This window comes from Streptomyces sp. NPDC050738 (assembly GCF_040654175.1).
In the GTDB taxonomy this organism is placed as follows: Bacteria; Actinomycetota; Actinomycetes; order Streptomycetales; family Streptomycetaceae; genus Streptomyces.
In genome coordinates, this window is the sequence record NZ_JBFAHN010000011.1 from 150,609 (window position 1) to 167,113 (window position 16,505).

At 67.6% G+C, this 16,505-nt stretch carries 16 protein-coding genes; 9 read left to right on the forward strand and 7 right to left on the reverse strand.

Annotated features, from left to right (window positions below; all coding sequences use genetic code 11):
- Positions 1-174 precede the first annotated feature (174 nt).
- From nhaC to AB0H78_RS26290, 3 genes are all read left to right on the forward strand, one after another.
- Positions 175-1,659: a Na+/H+ antiporter NhaC gene (gene nhaC, locus AB0H78_RS26280; RefSeq protein WP_363237054.1), complete on the forward strand. Its 1,485-nt coding sequence runs from the start codon at positions 175-177 to the stop codon at positions 1,657-1,659.
- A 200-nt stretch (positions 1,660-1,859) separates the two neighbouring features.
- Positions 1,860-4,460 (forward strand): rifamycin-inactivating phosphotransferase, encoded by a 2,601-nt coding sequence (rph, locus tag AB0H78_RS26285; protein ID WP_363237055.1) that lies wholly within the window; start codon positions 1,860-1,862, stop codon positions 4,458-4,460.
- Positions 4,461-4,585: 125 nt separating this feature from the next.
- A complete protein-coding gene (locus AB0H78_RS26290; protein WP_363237056.1) occupies positions 4,586-5,413 on the forward strand; it encodes a MarR family transcriptional regulator in 828 nt (275 codons plus the stop codon).
- Positions 5,414-5,454: 41 nt separating this feature from the next.
- On the opposite strand, the gene AB0H78_RS26295 is transcribed toward AB0H78_RS26290, so the two are convergent.
- Positions 5,455-6,618: an epoxide hydrolase family protein gene (locus AB0H78_RS26295; protein WP_363237057.1), complete on the reverse strand. Its 1,164-nt coding sequence runs from the start codon at positions 6,616-6,618 to the stop codon at positions 5,455-5,457.
- Positions 6,619-6,721: 103 nt separating this feature from the next.
- On the opposite strand from AB0H78_RS26295, the gene AB0H78_RS26300 reads away from it, so the two are divergent.
- Positions 6,722-7,285, forward strand: coding sequence for a CGNR zinc finger domain-containing protein (locus tag AB0H78_RS26300; RefSeq protein WP_363237058.1), 564 nt, complete (start codon positions 6,722-6,724; stop codon positions 7,283-7,285).
- 74 nt (positions 7,286-7,359) lie between these two features.
- A complete protein-coding gene (locus AB0H78_RS26305) occupies positions 7,360-7,902 on the forward strand; it encodes an AAA family ATPase (RefSeq protein WP_363237168.1) in 543 nt (180 codons plus the stop codon).
- A gap of 17 nt (positions 7,903-7,919) precedes the next feature.
- Here AB0H78_RS26305 and AB0H78_RS26310 read toward each other — a convergent pair whose 3' ends face one another.
- On the reverse strand, positions 7,920-8,447 hold the full coding sequence (locus tag AB0H78_RS26310) for a hypothetical protein (RefSeq protein WP_363237059.1): 528 nt from the start codon (positions 8,445-8,447) through the stop codon (positions 7,920-7,922).
- A 71-nt stretch (positions 8,448-8,518) separates the two neighbouring features.
- Entirely contained in the window at positions 8,519-9,316 is a 798-nt protein-coding gene (locus AB0H78_RS26315) for a polysaccharide deacetylase family protein (RefSeq protein ID WP_363237060.1), read from the reverse strand.
- A gap of 118 nt (positions 9,317-9,434) precedes the next feature.
- Between AB0H78_RS26315 and AB0H78_RS26320 the strand changes: the two genes are divergently transcribed.
- The gene (locus AB0H78_RS26320) at positions 9,435-9,968 is read left to right on the forward strand and encodes a hypothetical protein (protein WP_363237061.1); all 534 of its coding nucleotides are present in this window, start codon (positions 9,435-9,437) and stop codon (positions 9,966-9,968) included.
- A gap of 15 nt (positions 9,969-9,983) precedes the next feature.
- Here AB0H78_RS26320 and AB0H78_RS26325 read toward each other — a convergent pair whose 3' ends face one another.
- Both AB0H78_RS26325 and AB0H78_RS26330 read right to left on the reverse strand, forming a co-directional pair.
- Positions 9,984-11,000, reverse strand: a complete 1,017-nt coding sequence (locus AB0H78_RS26325; protein WP_363237062.1) for a hypothetical protein — start codon at positions 10,998-11,000, stop codon at positions 9,984-9,986.
- Positions 10,997-11,479, reverse strand: a complete 483-nt coding sequence (locus tag AB0H78_RS26330; protein WP_363237063.1) for a hypothetical protein — start codon at positions 11,477-11,479, stop codon at positions 10,997-10,999. Before AB0H78_RS26330 ends, AB0H78_RS26325 begins: the two co-directional genes overlap by 4 nt.
- Before the next feature lie 219 nt (positions 11,480-11,698).
- On the opposite strand from AB0H78_RS26330, the gene AB0H78_RS26335 reads away from it, so the two are divergent.
- Positions 11,699-12,490, forward strand: coding sequence for a hypothetical protein (locus tag AB0H78_RS26335; protein ID WP_363237064.1), 792 nt, complete (start codon positions 11,699-11,701; stop codon positions 12,488-12,490).
- Between the two features lie 28 nt (positions 12,491-12,518).
- Here the strand turns inward: AB0H78_RS26335 and AB0H78_RS26340 are convergent, their stop codons facing one another.
- Complete coding sequence (locus tag AB0H78_RS26340) at positions 12,519-13,463, reverse strand: SDR family oxidoreductase (protein ID WP_363237065.1); 945 nt, start codon at positions 13,461-13,463, stop codon at positions 12,519-12,521.
- A gap of 232 nt (positions 13,464-13,695) precedes the next feature.
- Here AB0H78_RS26340 and AB0H78_RS26345 point away from each other — a divergent pair, with 232 nt between their 5' ends.
- Positions 13,696-14,541: a helix-turn-helix transcriptional regulator gene (locus tag AB0H78_RS26345; RefSeq protein WP_363237066.1), complete on the forward strand. Its 846-nt coding sequence runs from the start codon at positions 13,696-13,698 to the stop codon at positions 14,539-14,541.
- Between the two features lie 39 nt (positions 14,542-14,580).
- Positions 14,581-15,837: a winged helix DNA-binding domain-containing protein gene (locus AB0H78_RS26350; protein WP_363237067.1), complete on the forward strand. Its 1,257-nt coding sequence runs from the start codon at positions 14,581-14,583 to the stop codon at positions 15,835-15,837.
- A gap of 22 nt (positions 15,838-15,859) precedes the next feature.
- Here AB0H78_RS26350 and AB0H78_RS26355 read toward each other — a convergent pair whose 3' ends face one another.
- Positions 15,860-16,462 (reverse strand): TetR/AcrR family transcriptional regulator, encoded by a 603-nt coding sequence (locus tag AB0H78_RS26355; RefSeq protein WP_363237068.1) that lies wholly within the window; start codon positions 16,460-16,462, stop codon positions 15,860-15,862.
- Between the last annotated feature and the right edge of the window lie 43 nt (positions 16,463-16,505).

The window sequence follows — 16,505 nt, forward strand, 5'->3', positions numbered from 1 at the left end:
GCCGCGTGCCGAGTACGCCGTCCGGCCGCACGGATTCCGACCACCACAATGGGTCCGGCGGAACGACACGTGTGAAAGACGATACGCAGAAGGCGTACGGGCGGATCGGCTATGGGAGTTTATGCCCATGTTCCTCATTCCGGCACGACGGCACATCACACGCGAGGTGCCGGCATGACCGACTCCGAAGAATCCGAATCGCGCCCACCTGTCCGCGAACCGTCCTTGATGGACGCCATCCTGCCCATGCTGGTTCTGATGGTCCTGGTCGCGGGCTCACTCGCCCTGTTCGGGCTCGACGCTCTGGACGGGCCCATCCAGGTCGCCCTCATCCTGTGTGCGATGGCCGCGGCACTCATCGCGATGAAGAACGGGCACAGCTGGTCGGCGATCCAAGGTGCCGGCCAGGGGGCACTGGCCTCGATCACCAGCGCCCTGTTCATCCTGCTCTCCGTGGGCGCCCTCATCGGCGTATGGAACCTGAGCGGCACCATCCCCACGCTCGTCTACTACGGCATCCAGATCCTGTCGCCCTCCTGGTACTACGCTGCCAGCGCGGTCATCTGCGGGGCGATCGCGATGAGCATCGGCAGCTCCTGGACGACCGCCGGCACGATCGGTGTGGGGCTGGTCGGTGTCGCGGAGATGCTGGGCTGTTCCCCCGCGATGACCGCGGGCGCCGTCATCTCCGGCGCATATCTGGGTGACAAACTTTCCCCGCTCTCCGAGACGACTGTACTGACCGCACAGATGGTGAAAGTCGATCTGTACGAGCACATCAAGCGGCAGGCCTGGACCTCGCTGCCCGCCTTCGCCATCGCTGTGGCCGTGTTCGTCGTTCTGGGGCTGGTCCGCGCCGCCGACGTACACAATCCGGTGGGCAAGGACATCGAACTGAACAGCCTCGGCGACATTTACCACATCACACCGTTGAACCTGCTTCCGCTGCTGCTCTTGGCATTCCTGTCCGTACGCAAGGTCCCCGCGACGCTCGCGCTGATCTGCTCGGCGTTGTTCGCCGGCCTGCTGGGCGCGTTTCTCCAGCCGTCCGTGATGCGGGACTTCGTCGCCGGGTCGGGCAACGTCGTCGTCGAGTCGATCAAGGGAGTGTGGGCCGCGATGGCCAACGGCTTCTCGATCGACTCCGGAATCCCGCTGATCGACCAACTCCTGTCCCGCGGCGGCATGGACAGCATGCTGCTCACCCTGTGGCTGATCATCGGAGCGGTGACGTTCGGCGCGCTCCTGGAGGAGTTCGGCCTCATCAAGCGTCTGGTCGACCCGCTGATCGACTCCGCGAAGAGCACCGGCCGACTCTTCTTCACCGTGTTCGCCTGCGCGTTCGGCCTCAACATCGTCGCAGGCGACCAGTACATCGCCCTCGTACTGCCGGCCAGGGTCTTCCGGGTCGAGTTCGAGAAGCGGCAACTGGCCCCCACGAACCTCTCCCGGCTCGCCGCCGACAGCGGCACCGTCACCTCGCCGCTGGTCCCCTGGAACTCCTGCGGCGCCTTCATGGGAGCCGTGCTCGGCGTCGCGACCCTCTCCTACCTGCCGTACGCCGTCTTCAACTACGCCAGCCCCGCCCTCAGCGTCCTGTACGGAATCACCGGTTTCAAGGTCGAAAAAATCAAATCACCGACGGCACAGGCACGTTAGGGCTGTGGCTCGCCTGTATGGCACAGAGAAAAAGAAAAAGGCAAAGAGCACGCGCTCTCCTTGCCACTACCAACATATAGCGCAGTGGGGGGCTTGCCGCAAGGCCCCGGTCACGGTGCACAATCGTCGGCCGGTCCCACAGCCTGCGGAAATGAGAGTACGACGTGCGTGTGTTGTCGCCGAAGTCCGGAGGACTCGCAGTGGTTGAGCAGTACGTGTTGGATCTTCGAGAGGTCGACGAGACACTGGTCGCGGCCGTTGGCGGCAAGGGCGCTCACCTTGGTGCGCTTTCGCGCATCGAAGGCATCCGCGTGCCGGGCGGCTTCTGCGTCACGACGGACGCCTTCCGGCGGATCATCGCGCAGGCGCCGTCGATCGGCGGTCTGATCGACCAGTTGTCGGGCTTGGACTCGGACGACCGGGAGGCGATCCGCACACTCAGTGCGCAGATTCGCCGGACCATCGAAGAGATCGACATCCCGGACGATGTCACCGCGGCGATCACCCGAGCGCTCGCCGGCCTCGGCGAGCAGACCGCCTGCGCCGTCCGATCCAGCGCGACGGCGGAAGACCTGCCGACGGCCTCCTTCGCCGGCCAGCAGGACACGTACCTCAACATCATGGGGCCGACAGCGCTCCTCCAGCACATCAGCCGGTGCTGGGCCTCACTGTTCACCGAGCGGGCGGTGACCTACCGCCAACGGAACGACGTCGACCACCGCACGGTCCACATGGCCGTGGTCGTGCAGCAGATGGTCATCCCGCGTGCGTCCGGCATCCTGTTCACGGCCGACCCCGTCACGGGCAACCGCAAGGTCGCCACCGTGGACGCCGGCTTCGGCCTCGGCGAAGCCCTGGTCTCCGGCCTGGTGAACCCGGACGTCTTCAAAGTCCGAAACGGCGAAGTCGTCGACAGGACGATCGCAGCCAAACAGCGTGCCATCCACGCTCTCCCTGCCGGCGGGACGCACACATCGGCAATCGACGCATCGCAACAGAAGCAGCCGTCGCTGACGGATCCGCAGGCGGTAGGGCTCGTGCAGCTCGGGCGGCGGATCGAGGCGTACTTCGGCCGCCCGCAGGACATCGAATGGTGCCTGGCCGACGACGGCTTCCACATTGTCCAGAGCCGTCCGATCACGACGCTGTTCCCCGTTCCCGAGGCCCACGACCAGGAGAACCACGTCTACGTCTCCGTCGGCCATCAGCAGATGATGACCGACGCGATGAGGCCCTTGGGGTTCTCCATGTGGCAGTTGACGGCCATGGCGCCGATGCACGAAGCAGGCGGCAGGCTGTTCGTCGACGTCACCCGGCGTCTGGCCGTGCCCGCCGTCCGTGCCGGACTCCTGGACCTCATGGGGAAGGGCGATCCGCTGGTCAGGGACGCACTGGAGACCGTCATCGACGCCGGTTTCGTCCCGTCGAACCCGGACCCTGCGCCGGCCCCCGGCGGACCGCCTGCCCGCGGCGCGTCCACCCCGATCGCGACCGATCCGGCCATCGTCGCCGAGCTGATCGAGCGCAGCCAGGTGTCCGTCGCCGCCCTGGAGCGCGACATCCGGACGAAGAGCGGACCGGCGCTCTTCGACTTCCTGCTGGAGGCCTTCGAGGAGCACAAACGTGTACTCGGCGACCCGTTGAGCATGCAGGCGATCATGGCCGGGATGGAGGCCACATGGTGGCTCAACGACACACTGCAGGAGTGGCTGGGGGAGAAGAACGCGGCTGACACGCTCACGCTGTCGGCCCCCGACAACGTCACCTCGGAGATGGGCCTGGCGCTGCTCGGCGTCGCGGACGTGATCCGCCCGCACCCTGAGGTAGTGGCGTTCCTGCAGGGCGCCGAGGACGAGGGTTTCCTGGACGAGCTGGGGAAACTCGCCGGTGGGACCGAGGCGCGCGATGCCATTGAGACCTACCTCGACCGGTACGGCATGCGCTGCGTCGGCGAGATCGACATCACGAGGCCGCGCTGGCGGGAGCGCCCCAGGACGCTCGTACCCGTAATCCTCGACAACGTCCGGAACTTCCGGCCGGGCGTCGCGGAACAGCGCTTCGAGCAGGGGCGGCAGAAAGCGGAAGAGAAGAAGCGGGAAGTGCTGTCCCGCTTGCGGGCCCTGCCGGAAGGGGACTTGAAGGCCGACGAGGCCCAGCGGATGATCGAACGGGTCAGAACCTTCATCGGCTACAGGGAGTACCCCAAGTACGGCATCATCTGCCGCTACTTCATCTACAAGCAGGCCCTGCTGGAAGAGGCCGAGCGCCTCGTGCAGGCAGGCGTGCTTGCTGAGAAGGAGGACGCCTTCTACCTCACGTTCCAGGAACTCCACGACGCCGTGCGCTCGCACCAGGTCGAGGGGGGACTCATCCAGCAGCGCAAGGACGCATTCCGCGCCTACCAAGCACTCACACCGCCGCGGGTGCTCACCTCGGACGGTGAGGCCCTCACCGGGGCGTACCGGCGCGACGACGTACCGACCGGCGCTCTGGTCGGTCTGCCGGTGTCCGCCGGGACCATCGAGGGAAGGGCCCGCGTCATCCTCGACCTGGCGCAGGCCGATCTCGAAGCGGGCGACATCCTGGTCACGACCTTCACGGACCCCAGCTGGTCGCCGCTGTTCGTCGGAATCGCGGGGCTGGTGACGGAGGTTGGCGGCCTGATGACTCATGGTGCTGTGATCGCCCGGGAGTACGGCCTGCCGGCCGTCGTGGGCGTGGAGCAGGCCACCCGGCTGATCCGGGACGGACAGCGGATCCGTGTGCACGGAACTGATGGGTACGTCGAGATCCTGCCCTGACCGACCTCACGGAGAAGCTTTCCACGGGCTCTCGATGGTCGCTGAGCGATCGAAATTCGGAGCCGCCGCCTTGAAATGTGCTGACGTCAGCGATCGGTTCAGCATCCGTAGGCATGATGGAGGGCATGACTCACAGTGCGCGGCGCATGTTCGAGCTCGTGGAACCGATCTGCCTGGTCACCTTCTTCGCCGATGAGTGCAACGAGGAGCTGACCGCGCTCGGCCACCGCACCTACTGGGACGGCTACTTCGCCAGCCGCGCCGCGCCTCTGGGGCGGGTGCCGGCGCAGGTCGTACACGCTGCCTTCTACAACTTCGCCGACGGGGAGGCCGCGCGGCACATCCCGAGCGCGTGGGAGACGATCCCGCCCGAGGCGTCCGCCGCCGCGAGGGAGAGGGGCAGCGCGGCCTCCCTGCGGCGGATCCTCGGCGACGAACTGGCCGGGTCCCCGGGGCTCGTGCGCGCCGCCGATCTGACCACCAAGGCCGCGACGAACGCACCCACGGAAGGCCGGGTGATGTACGCCGCCCTGCGCACCCTTCCGGTGCCGAGCGATCCCGTCGCCCGGCTGTGGCACTCCGCGAACATGCTGCGCGAGCACCGCGGAGACGGGCACATCGCCGCTCTCGTCGGGGCGCGCATCGGCGGCACGGAGGCTCATGTGCTTTCCGCGCTGGAGATGGGCATCCACCCGCCGGAGTCCTTCGGGCGCATCCACCACCTGCCGAAGGAGCGGCTGGCTGCGGTCATGGACGGCTTGCGCGAGCGCGGGCTCGTCGACGCCGAGGGCCGGTTCACCGACACCGGTCGTGAGACCAAGCAACGCATCGAGGCGCTCACCGACGAGCTCGCCGCTCCGCCGTACGACTCCCTCTCTCCCGCCGAGCTCGACGAACTGGTCGCCGAGCTCGAACCCATCACCGCGACGCTGGTGGCCGCAGGGTCGCAGTGACGGATATGGGCGCCGCAGACAGTGCAGCGGAGGAGTCGCGCTCACTCATGGGCGGCCAGCACTGCCGCGAGGCCTTCTTGCAGATCCTTGACGAAAAATTCGGGAACCTCCAGCGACGGGAAGTGCCCCCCGAATTCAGGCGACCTCCACCGGACGATCTGTCGGAACCGCTCCTGTGCCCAGACGCGCGGGCACTTCTCGACATCGCGGGGATACACGCTGATCGCTGACGGGACGTCGACCCGAAGATCGGGGTCGAGGGAGTTGTGGCTTTCGTAGTAGATGCGGGCCGATGAGGCACCGGTCCGCGTCAGCCAGTACAGCGTGACGTCGTCAAGAACGCGGTCCCTGGAAATCGTCTCGAATGGGCTGTCCCCGGTATCGCTCCACTCGGCGAACTTGTCGAGGATCCAGGCGAGAAGCCCGACTGGCGAGTCGACGAGCGAGTAGCCGATGGTCTGCGGCCGGGTCGCCTGCTGTTTCGCGTACGCCGCGTGGTGATGCCAGAAATCGCGGGTTTCCTCGGTCCATGTGCGCTCGGCCGCCGTCAGCCCGTCCGTCGTCAACCCGGGCGGTGCCTGCGCGGTTGTCGTGTGGATGCCGAGAACGTGCGCCGGGAACCTGCCGCCGAGGACCGTGGTGATCACACCTCCCCAGTCGCCGCCGTGGGCCAGGAACTTGTCGTAGCCGAGCCTGCCCATCAGTTCCACCCATGCGGCCGCGATCTTTTCGATTCCCCATCCGGTGGTGGCCGGCTTGTCGCTGTAGCCGAAGCCCGGCAGTGACGGGATCACGACGTGGAACGCCGGCACGTCCGGGTCTTTCGGATCCGCCAGCTCGTCCACCACATCGATGAACTCGGCGATGCTGCCCGGCCAGCCGTGCGTCACGAGCAGTGGTGTGGCGTCCGGGCGCGGGGATCGGCGGTGCAGGAAGTGGATTCCCAGGCCGTCGATGGTCGTGCGGAACTGGCCGATCCGGTTGAGGCGCTCCTCGAACGACCGCCAGTTGTACCCGGTGCGCCAGTAGTGCACGAGATCGACGAGGTCGGCAAGCGGAACACCCTGCTCCCATCGGCGAGCGTCGGGCGCGGTGCGATGGACCGTCTCGGCTTCCGGCAGCCGAGCCGCGAGCAGCCGCGCGCGCAGATCGTCGAGGTCGGCGTCCGTTGCGTGGGCTTCGAATGCTTGCACGTCGCTGGGCATGCGTCCTCCTGGTCCTGGGGGAGCCGACTCGGGCCTGTCGCGAACCGGCTAAGACGGTTCTAGCGCGTCTCGGCACCGGTACGCAACCAGCTAAGGTGGTTCCATGCATGCTCAGTTCCCTGACTTCCGTCTCGGCAAGGTGCTGGCGACCAGCTTCACGGCGACTCTGACGGAGCGTTGTGGCAACGCTGTGGAACGCATCCCCACGCCCCAGCGGCTCGTCGACTGGCTGGCGGTGACTGGCCTGGCCGTCGAGTCCTGCACCACGGCTCAGCTCGAACTCGCACGGGAACTGAGGGAATCGATTCACGCCGCTTTGACAGCGGCTGCGATCCAGCACCCTCTCCCTGCATCTGCTGTCCAGGTCATCAATGACTGCAGCATCCAAGGTCGGGCCGCGGCTGTCCTGACGCCCGAGAACAATCGGCAATGGCAGCTCGGCCCGGGATCCTGCGTGGAAGATGCCCTCGGCGTTATCGCCGCCGACGCGATCAGCATCGCCGCAGGTGAGCGAGACGGAAAACTGGCCTTGTGTGCGTCGCCGACCTGCCGTGCCGCCTTCTTCGACACCAGCCAGAGCCGCACCCGCAAATGGTGTGAAATGAACACGTGCGGAAATCGTCATAAGAAAGCGCGCTTCAATGCCAACAAACTCAATACGCGGTGAACCGCATTGCCGTGCAGTCCAGTTGAGCATCCAACGCACGCTGTGCCGGTGGCACTCGATAGGGTGCCGACGTGATGGTGGGAACCGAAGAGACGCGATTGATCATTCTTCGCGGGAACAGCGCCTCGGGGAAGTCGTCGATCGCTGCTGGTCTGCGAGAGCAGTTCGGCCGCAACCTGGCGCTGGTCGGTCAGGACAACGTGCGCCGCGTCGTGCTCCGCGAGCGTGACCGCCCAGGCGCGGCCAATATCGGCCTGATCGACGTGACAGCGCGGTACGCCCTGGACGCCGGATTTCACACGGTTGTCGAAGGCCTCCTGTATGCCGACCGGTATGCCGCAATGCTGGAAGCCCTCGTGCGGGACCACCGAGGCATCTCCCGGTGTTACTACCTTGATGTGTCGCTCCAGGAGACGCTGGTACGTCACGCGACCAAGCACGACGCGGAGTACCTGGCCCAGGTCACCGACGAGCACTTGCGGGATTGGTATCGAGAGCGGGATCTGCTGACCAGCGGTCTCGAAACGGTCATCGACGCCGGCAGTGGTCTGCACGACTCGGTGAAGCGCATCATGCGCGAGACGGGTCTGGACCAGGTTTCGCCCCTCGACCGCTGAGCGAGACCTACTCGGCGTCAGAGTTCGTGGACCGCCGAGCGGGCGGCAGCCACGAAGGAGAGCACCGAATTCCAGAACGGGTCGTAGCACTCCTCGAATGTCGCGCCGGCTCCGAGGCCGCCCGTGATGATCTGCTCAAGAGCGCGGTATGGGGGCCGAGTTGCCAGGCGAAGCTCTTCCGCGGCAGCCGCGACTTCGTCCGGCCCCTCCAGGTAGATGACCCAGATGGAGTGCCGGAGCTTCCCGTACTCCTCGCGCAGGCTGGTCCGGACTTCCTTGAGGGCGGGCAGCTGCTCGCCGCGGGGGAGGCCGGAGGCGAGCGTGTCCGACACGGTCCAGTACAACTCGGCCATGCGATGGGCCTGCCCGATCAGGCTGACGTAGGCGCTCTTGCGCGCATCGCGCACCTCGGCGGTCCGCTGGATCCGCTCGGTGGCGGAGGCCTGGATCTGAGCCGCACGGGAGGTGCCGCTGCTGGTCACCCAACTGGCGAGCACCGCCGTACCCGCGGTCAGCGACGAGATCCACAGAGCCGAATCGATCACGCCAGCGAGCATCGGCCAAAGGGCTCGTGTTGTTCCAGAGGAAAACAAGCCTGTTTGGCATCGGGATCACGTCAGTGCTGCGGAAAGCCGAATCCGTACGCCTGCTGCTTCATCCAGGGCAGGAGCCGCTCGAGAGCCGCGACGGTTTGCGACCGGTCCCCGCCGCCGTCATGAAAGAGGACGGTGGGGCGTGAGGAACTCACCTGCTGCTCAACGGTGTTCACGATCGCGCTGACACCTGGCCTGGTGTAGTCCTTGCTGTCCGCGTTCCAGCCCAGGGGGCGCATCCCGTGGTCGGCTGCGAGGTGGCGGCTGTACGGGTCGAACGCGCCGCCCGGAGCGCGGTAGTAGAGAGCCTTGGTTTCGCCGGAGGGGGATTCGATCATCCTCTGCGCATCGACTATCTCGGCGGACTGGTACCCCTGGGGCTTCTTGTCCATGGTCTCGTCGTGATGCACGGTGTGGTCGCAGAGCCGGTGGCCGTCCGCGACGACCTGCTTCACCAGGTCGGGATGTGCTTCGGCCTGTGGGCCGATCATGCAGAACGTCGCATGGACGTGATGCTGCTTGAGCACGGCGAGGATCTCAGGGGTCCACTGGGGGCTCGGACCGTCGTCGAACGTCAGATTGAGGCTCTTGCCCGGACGCTCGGAGGCGTGCGCGATGGACGCGTCCACGGCGGCGGGGCTGGTGGCCGGTGGGGCGGACGTGGCGCCGGTATGCGTACTGCCGTGCCCGCACGCGGCCGCACCCGCCGTCGCGAGGACGAGGACGGTCGCCCCCAGACGCAGCCTGGACCGGCCGGCGACCGTGGTCTCCGGGCCTGCGTGCAGCTCGTTCGCTCTGGTGTGTCGCTCGAACCTGGCCATCCCTCCAGGCTGCATCACCGGCCCGGCGTCATCGAGGGCCTTTAGTCCCTTACGGACGGGACGCTGGTCCCGGCCAGGAGGCGCCCGGGTTGTCAGACCTGATTCGTAGGATCACCGCATGTCTGATGCCTTCACCGTCCTGTGGACCCACGACACGTGCCGCGCCCTGCGTAAAGGGGGCCGGGTGGGCGCACGGCCCTCCGTCGCGTTCAGCGGTGTTCACTCGTCCCTGCCCGCCTGGTCGGGTGCCGCCGCCGGCGACCAGGTGTACGCACTCCATGTCAACCGCGGTGAGGTGTTCGTGCTGACCCGTATGGAAGTGATCGACAGGGAACGGGGTGAGTGCTGCGGCAAGGGCCCCGCGACATGGCAGGACCCGGTGTTTCCCGGCCACGACGACTGGGCGATGCTCGGCGCCGACGGCTGTGGAGCGGAGGCGGTGCATGTCGATGCGACGCCCGTCGCCTTCGACCGGCCGATACCCGGCGAACTGTTGGCCGGACTGACCTGGCGCAACCGGCGGGGCCGGATCCGCGGCCTGAAGTACGTGGAGGAAGGCCGCCTCGTGCACTCGATCAGTCTCCAGGGGTTCTACCGGCTGACCCAGGAATCCGCCGACGAACTGGCGCGCCTCTTCGGCGACGCGGAGTGAACCACTTGGCGTCTGTCACCACAAAGGCATCGTCGCAAGAGGAGCCGTATCAGGTTTGCGGTGCTGTGCCTGGACCGCCTCGCGATGCAGGAAGGCCGCGAAAATACCCGTGAGGTCGATCCCGGTGAGCCCCTCGACGAACAGGAACTGACCCTGCGGGTTGAGCTCCAACCAGACGGCCTCGCCGGTCGATTGATCGATTTTCAGGTCGGCGACCCCCATCCGCAGGCCCAGCAGTTCGAGCACGCGGGCGAGAGCGCGCCGGACGTGTGGCGGAAGGTCGCCATGGTGGACGGGTACGTCGAGGTTGCGCCGCCAGTCCAGCTCTGGGGAGTCGACGGTCACCGCGTGCACCTCGGTGTCGAGGCACAGCGCCCGGATGTGCACGGACCCGGGTACGTACTGCTGGAAGATCGATGGGCAGAGTCGCAGGGCCTCGTCGTCGGCGAGCATTTCCTGCGTCACCGGAAGGGTGAAGAGCTGGCTGCGCGGGGTCGACCGGAGAGCTTTGAGCACGATTCCGGAGGCCGCGTGGTCCTCGTGGAACTTCCTTATGGCGGGCGGGTCCTGGCTGATCAGGGTGGCGGGGACGGCCAGTCCGGCAGTGCGCGCGGCCTCCAGCTGGAGGATCTTGTTCTCCGCGCGACGGGTGGCTTCCGGGTCGCTCACCCACGTGCCGCGGAAGCCCGCGTACAGCGTGCCCAGGAGTGCGGAGGAGGTGGCCGCGTTCACCGTCTCTTGCACCGCCGGGTCGGCGAGCGCGTCGGCGGCGCGCTGTGGACGGTTCCAGCGGCGGTGCCAGATCAGGTCGAGGGAGGCGGGGTCGACCGTTCCGTTTCCGCGCACGGGAACGGTGTGCGGGAAGTGCCCCGGATCGGTGGACCACGACGGCCCCGGTCGGGTGTCGGCCAGGGTGTCCGTCTCGACGATCTCGCAGCGTGTCCCCGGGTATTGCTCCCGCAGCCGGTCGCGTACGAGCAGAGCGTGCAGGTCGTCGGTGAAGGTGATGACCGCAATGCGCGGTCCGCTCATTCCGGAGCCTCGTAGTCGGAGTCGTCCATGCAGTCGTTGGGCAGGGTCGCGCTCAGCGTGCCCGAGGAGGCATCCGCGCCGAGTTGCAGGGCGGGCAGTCCGACGTGCTCGCGGGTGATGCGTTCCCACTCCATGAGCTGGTCCGGGCCGATGGGATCGAAGCTTGTCGGCTGCCACGTGAACACCACGGGGCGCCGCTGCGACGTTCCTTCGGTACGGGATCCGGCGCCTTCGTCGGCGAACTCGTAGTAGTCGGAGTCGTCCGCGCAGATCTCGCCGTCCCCGGAGTTCGACCAGGTCGCGGACTCCAGCATGATCTTGCCTTCTGCCCCGGCCAGACGGGCGCCGGGCAGCCCGTACCGCGTGGAGAGCGACTCCTCCCACTCGGTCAGCCGCTCTGGGGTGACGGCCGTGAACGTGTGCGGCCGGAACGGGAAGACGGCGGGCCTGCGGCCGCGGCGGTCCTTGTCATTGCTCATGTCGGGCGTCCGATCCCGCGCCGGGCGAGGGCGCGCCTGGTGACGGATGGCGGGAGCGTACGGCAGCGGGGGAGCGGGCGGCAGATGGGCAGTTGGCGTATTTCTGTTGGTACCGGAGGGAGCCCAGCGGCCCCGGAAAGCGTGGTGCCGGTCAGGGCTACCAGGTGCAACCCGGCTGTGGTAGAACCCGTTCTACTTTCTTCGGGTGAAGGGCTGACCATGCACTGGTACACCGGCGATACCGTCTACGACACCGTCCTGACGATCGCCTGTGCGTTCGCCGCCCTCGTTCTCATCGGCGGGCTCGTCGCGCGCGGCTCCTACGGCCGTTTCGCCACCGCCACGATCGGGCTCAACCTGAATCCGAAACTCGGCTGGTGGCTGATGGAGATCCCGGCCACTGTGGTCTTCGCGGTCGCTTACCTGACGGGCCCGCACCGTTTCGAGCCGGCTTCCCTTGCCATGGCGTCCATCTGGATCCTGCACTACGCCAACCGCGGTTGGTACTTCCCCCTCACGATCCGCCGAGTCCCGGGGAAGGCCGGTGGCTTCAACATCTCGGTCCTCGTCATGGGCATGTTCGTCACCGCGCTGCACGGTTACCTCAACGGCGCGCTGTTCAGCCACGATTACCTGAGCCGATACGGCAAGGCGTGGCTGACCGACCCCCGCTTCCTCATCGGTGTGGTCGTCTACCTCGGCGGATTCACGCTGCTGGTGAGCTCGGAGCGGATCGTGCGCAATCTGCGCGACAAGAGCGCCACCGGCACGACCGACTACAAGATCCCTTACGGCCTGGGCTTCCGCTTCGTCACCAGTCCTGCGTACCTCGGTGAGTTGATCGCCTGGGCCGGGTTCGCCATCCTCACCTGGGCGCTGCCGGGTGTGGTCATCTTTCTGATCACCTTCGGCAACCTTGTCCCCCGCGCCTTCGCCACGCACCGGTGGTACGGGGAGAAGTTCACCGATTACCCGGCGGAGCGAAAAGCGCTGGTGCCCTTCGTGATCTAGGGCACCTCGGACGAGCTGCCGGGTGCGGTCAACTGTGCGGAAAAGGAACCCGCGTGAGCTCTTCGGAGATCTGCCAGATGCGCCGGGCCTGCTCGGGGCTGCTCAGCCGGCTGTACAGCTTCTGCACCCCCGGAGCACCGCCCAGGTGGCCGGGTCCGTTGGGCCCGTAGAAACGGCCGGGCTCGGCGTCGGGGGAGGTGGCGGCGTAGAGCGCCGGAAGCTGTGCGGAGCGAACGGTCCCGACGAGGATGCCGCGGGCGGACATGGCGCGGATCATGCGTACGCCCAGAGTGTCCTTGTCGCGCCCGAGCTCGGGGCGAGCCGCGAGCAGGCTGGTGGGGGCGATCCCGGGATGCGACAGGTTGCTCGTGATGCCCCAGTCGCCTGCGGCGCTGCGCCGGTTGAGTTCCAGACCGAAGAGCCCGAATGCGATCTTCGACTGGCTGTAGGCGCGCTGACCGCTGTAGGACCGCTCCCAGTTCAGATCGTCCCAGTTGATGGCACCCCGGTTTGCCGCGATGCTGACCTGCGAGGTCACCCGTGCCCGGCCGGCGCGCAGCAGCGGCAGCAGGTGGGCCACCAGGGCGAAGTGGCCGAGATGGTTGGTGCCGAACTGCAGCTCGAACCCATCGTCGGTGGTCTGCCGCTCGGGCGGGGTCATGACCCCGGCGTTGTTGATCAGGAGGTGGATGGGCCGGTCTTCTTCCAGCAGCGTCTTGCCCAGGGCCGCGACGGACGCGAGCGAGGACAGGTCGAGACTGCGCAGCGAAACGTCCGCATCCTGCACTTGCGCACGGAGCTTGCCGAGCGCGGCCTCGCCCTTGCGCGGATTACGGACCGGCAGGAGTACTTCGGCTCCGGCCGCGGCGAGCCTGGTGGCGATGCCGAGCCCGATGCCGTCGCTCGCTCCGGTGACGACGGCGCGCGTGCCGGACAGGTCCGGGACGGTGATGTCGATGGGTTTACGTGGCATGTTCGCGCTCCGAATGGTCGTGTCGCTGCCTCCCCTGGTGTGGAGGACGCCGCCGTGATGCGGGGCCCCTCGATGTGGCGAGAGCCTCCGAACCGGTCGTCACCAAGTCTCGGACGGTGTCCCAGTGGCGGCAACGCGGGAAGGGGGGATCAACAATCCGTGGATGCCACGACGTGCGGGCGGTAGAAATGAGCTACGAACGAGGCACGCTGGTGCAGGAGGTATCCACACAGTGATCGACCGGACCGCACTGGCGGGCTTCCTCCGGCGCCGACGGGAGTCGCTGCAGCCCGAAGACGTCGGCCTCCCACACGGACGACGCCGCAGGACCAGCGGACTGCGGAGGGAGGAAGTGGCCCTCCTCTGCCACATGTCGACCGACTACTACGCACGCCTCGAGCGAGAGCGCGGGCCCCAGCCGTCCGAGCAGATGATCGCGTCCATCGCGCAGGGACTCCACCTCTCCCTCGATGAACGCGACCACCTCTTCCGGCTCGCCGGACATACCCCGCCCCCGCGCGGCGCGGACAGCGAACACATCAGCCCCGGCCTGCTGCGCATCCTCGACCGTCTGCACGACACACCAGCGGAGATCGTCACCGAACTCGGCGAAACACTCCGGCAGACCCCGCTCGCCGTCGCCCTCACCGGCGACCTCACCGTCTACAGCGGACCGGCCCGCAGCATCGGCTACCGATGGTTCACCGACCCTGCCACCCGAGCGCTCTACGCTCCCGACGACCATCAGTTCCTCACGCGCATGTTCGTCTCCGGCCTGCGCACAGTGACCGCCACGCGGGGCCCCGGTTCGCGTGCTACCCACCTTGCCGACCTGCTGCTCGCCCAGAGCGAAGAATTCCGGCACGTGTGGGACGACCACGAGATCGGCATCCGCCCCAACGAGGTGAAGCACTTCGTCCACCCCGAGGTCGGCGCACTGGAACTGGCCTGCCAGACACTCCTCGATCCCGACCAGTCGCACCTGCTGCTCGTGTACACCGCCGCTCCCGGCAGCGAGAGTTACGAGAAGCTGCAGCTTCTGTCCGTCATCGGACCGCAGGCGCTCCGCCGAGGGTGAGACGCTCAGGATGAGGTGCTCACGCCGGTACGAAGCCGCATGCTGTTGCCTGTAGCCCCGGACCACCCGGGCACTCGAGCCACCGAAGGGACGCAGAAGGCGGGCACGAAGGCCGCCGAATCCGCCATGACCCACATCCGGCCGAACATCACCGACGAGCAGCGCCGAGCCCGCGTCACCAGCCGCCATCTGCTCACGCCCTCCACCCGTGCGACCACCCCGGAGCAGGTCACCGAAGCGCTGCTCGCGCTGCATGCCACGGACCCGGCGAGCGTGTATCTGACGGTGGCCGCCCGTATGACCGATCCGTCGGCGGCGGAACTTCAGCGGGCTCTGTACGAGGATCACACCCTGGTCCGGATGTTGTGCATGCGCCGCACCATGTTCGTCGTGCCCCGCGAACTGGCCCCCGTCGTGGACGCCTCCACCGCCCGCGCGGTGGCGGCCCGCGAGCGTAAGAAACTCATGAAAGACCTCAACGATCAACTCGGATACGACGAAGCCTGGTTCGCCGCCACCGAGAAAAAGGTCCTCACCGCCCTGGACGGCCTGGGCGAGGCCACCGCTTCCCAAATCGGCGACGCCGTACCGGAGTTGCAGGCGCAGCTCCTGATGGCCCCGGGCAAGCCGTACGAGGCGCGCCCCCGGATCACCAGCCGCTTCCTGGGCGTGATGGCTGCTGAGAGCCGTATCCGGCGCGGCCGTCCCCTGGGCAGCTGGGCCTCGTCCAAGTACCGCTGGACGGTGGCCGAACCGCACCCCGAGCTGTCCGGCGACGAGGCCAGAGCCGATCTCGCCACCCGCTACCTGACGGCCTTCGGCCCCTCCACCACCGAGGACCTCAAGTGGTGGACCGGCTGGACCCTCACCGACACCCGCAAAGCGATCACCCGCACGCCCGCGATCGAGGTGGACCTGGACCACGGCCCCGGCCACGCCCTCCCCGAGCACCTGGACTCCGTGCCCGCGCCCGAACCCGGCGCCGTCCTGCTGCCCGCCCTCGACCCCACCCCCATGGGCTGGCGCGACCGCGACTGGTACCTCGACCCCGCTTACGTACCCGAACTCTTCGATGCCTACGGCAATGTTGGCCCCACCATCTGGTGGAACGGCCGCATCGTCGGCGGCTGGACGCAGCGTCCCGACGGCGAGATCGCCACCGAACTCCTCACCACCAAGGGCCTGGGCCGGGACGTCCGCAAGGCCGTCGCAGCCGAGGCCGCCCGTCTGGCCGCCTTCTTCGGCGACATCCGCATCCGCCCCAGCTTCCGTACCCCGCTGGAACGCCGCCTCTGATCCACGCCGCCGGCGCGGGAGGTCAGACCGGGCGTCGTTGCACGGTGTCGGCGATGACCGTGGTCACGAGTTTGTTGACGACAGCCGTGGTCGGCGGACCGGAGTCGCGGTCTGCGAACAGGAGATGTCCGCCGCCGACCAGGGAGAGGGTGAGCGAGTCGATGTCGGCGTCGGCCGCGATGCGGTCCCGTTCACGCTCGGCGGCCAGGTAGGCGGAGACGGCGGTCGTGACCTGGGCCAGGATCGCGATGCCGCCCCCGGATCTCGCCACCCGCAATCGTGCGCGCAGCTCGTCCCGGAAGGTGATGAGCGGGATGATCGCCACCGGAACGGGTCCGAACAGCGTGGTCAGCGCGCTGGTGAGGTTGTCGGCGACGGTGCCGGTGCCGGCGGACGCGCGCAGCGTCATGGCCTGTTCCTCGAGCTGCGCCGCCCGGTCGAGTACGAGGGCGGTGAGGAAGGCGTCGAAATCGCTGAAGTGCCGGTGCAGCACGCCTTTGGCGCAGCCCGCCTCGTCGGTGACGGCCCGGCTGGTCAGCCCGTTCGGCCCGTCCCGCAGCAGCAGGCGTTCGGCAGCGTCGAACAGCTGCTGCCGCGCGTCGCGAAGGTGTACCCCGGTCGGCACTCGAAGGTCCTCTCGTACGTCGCTGCGCTGACACCCGTTGTCG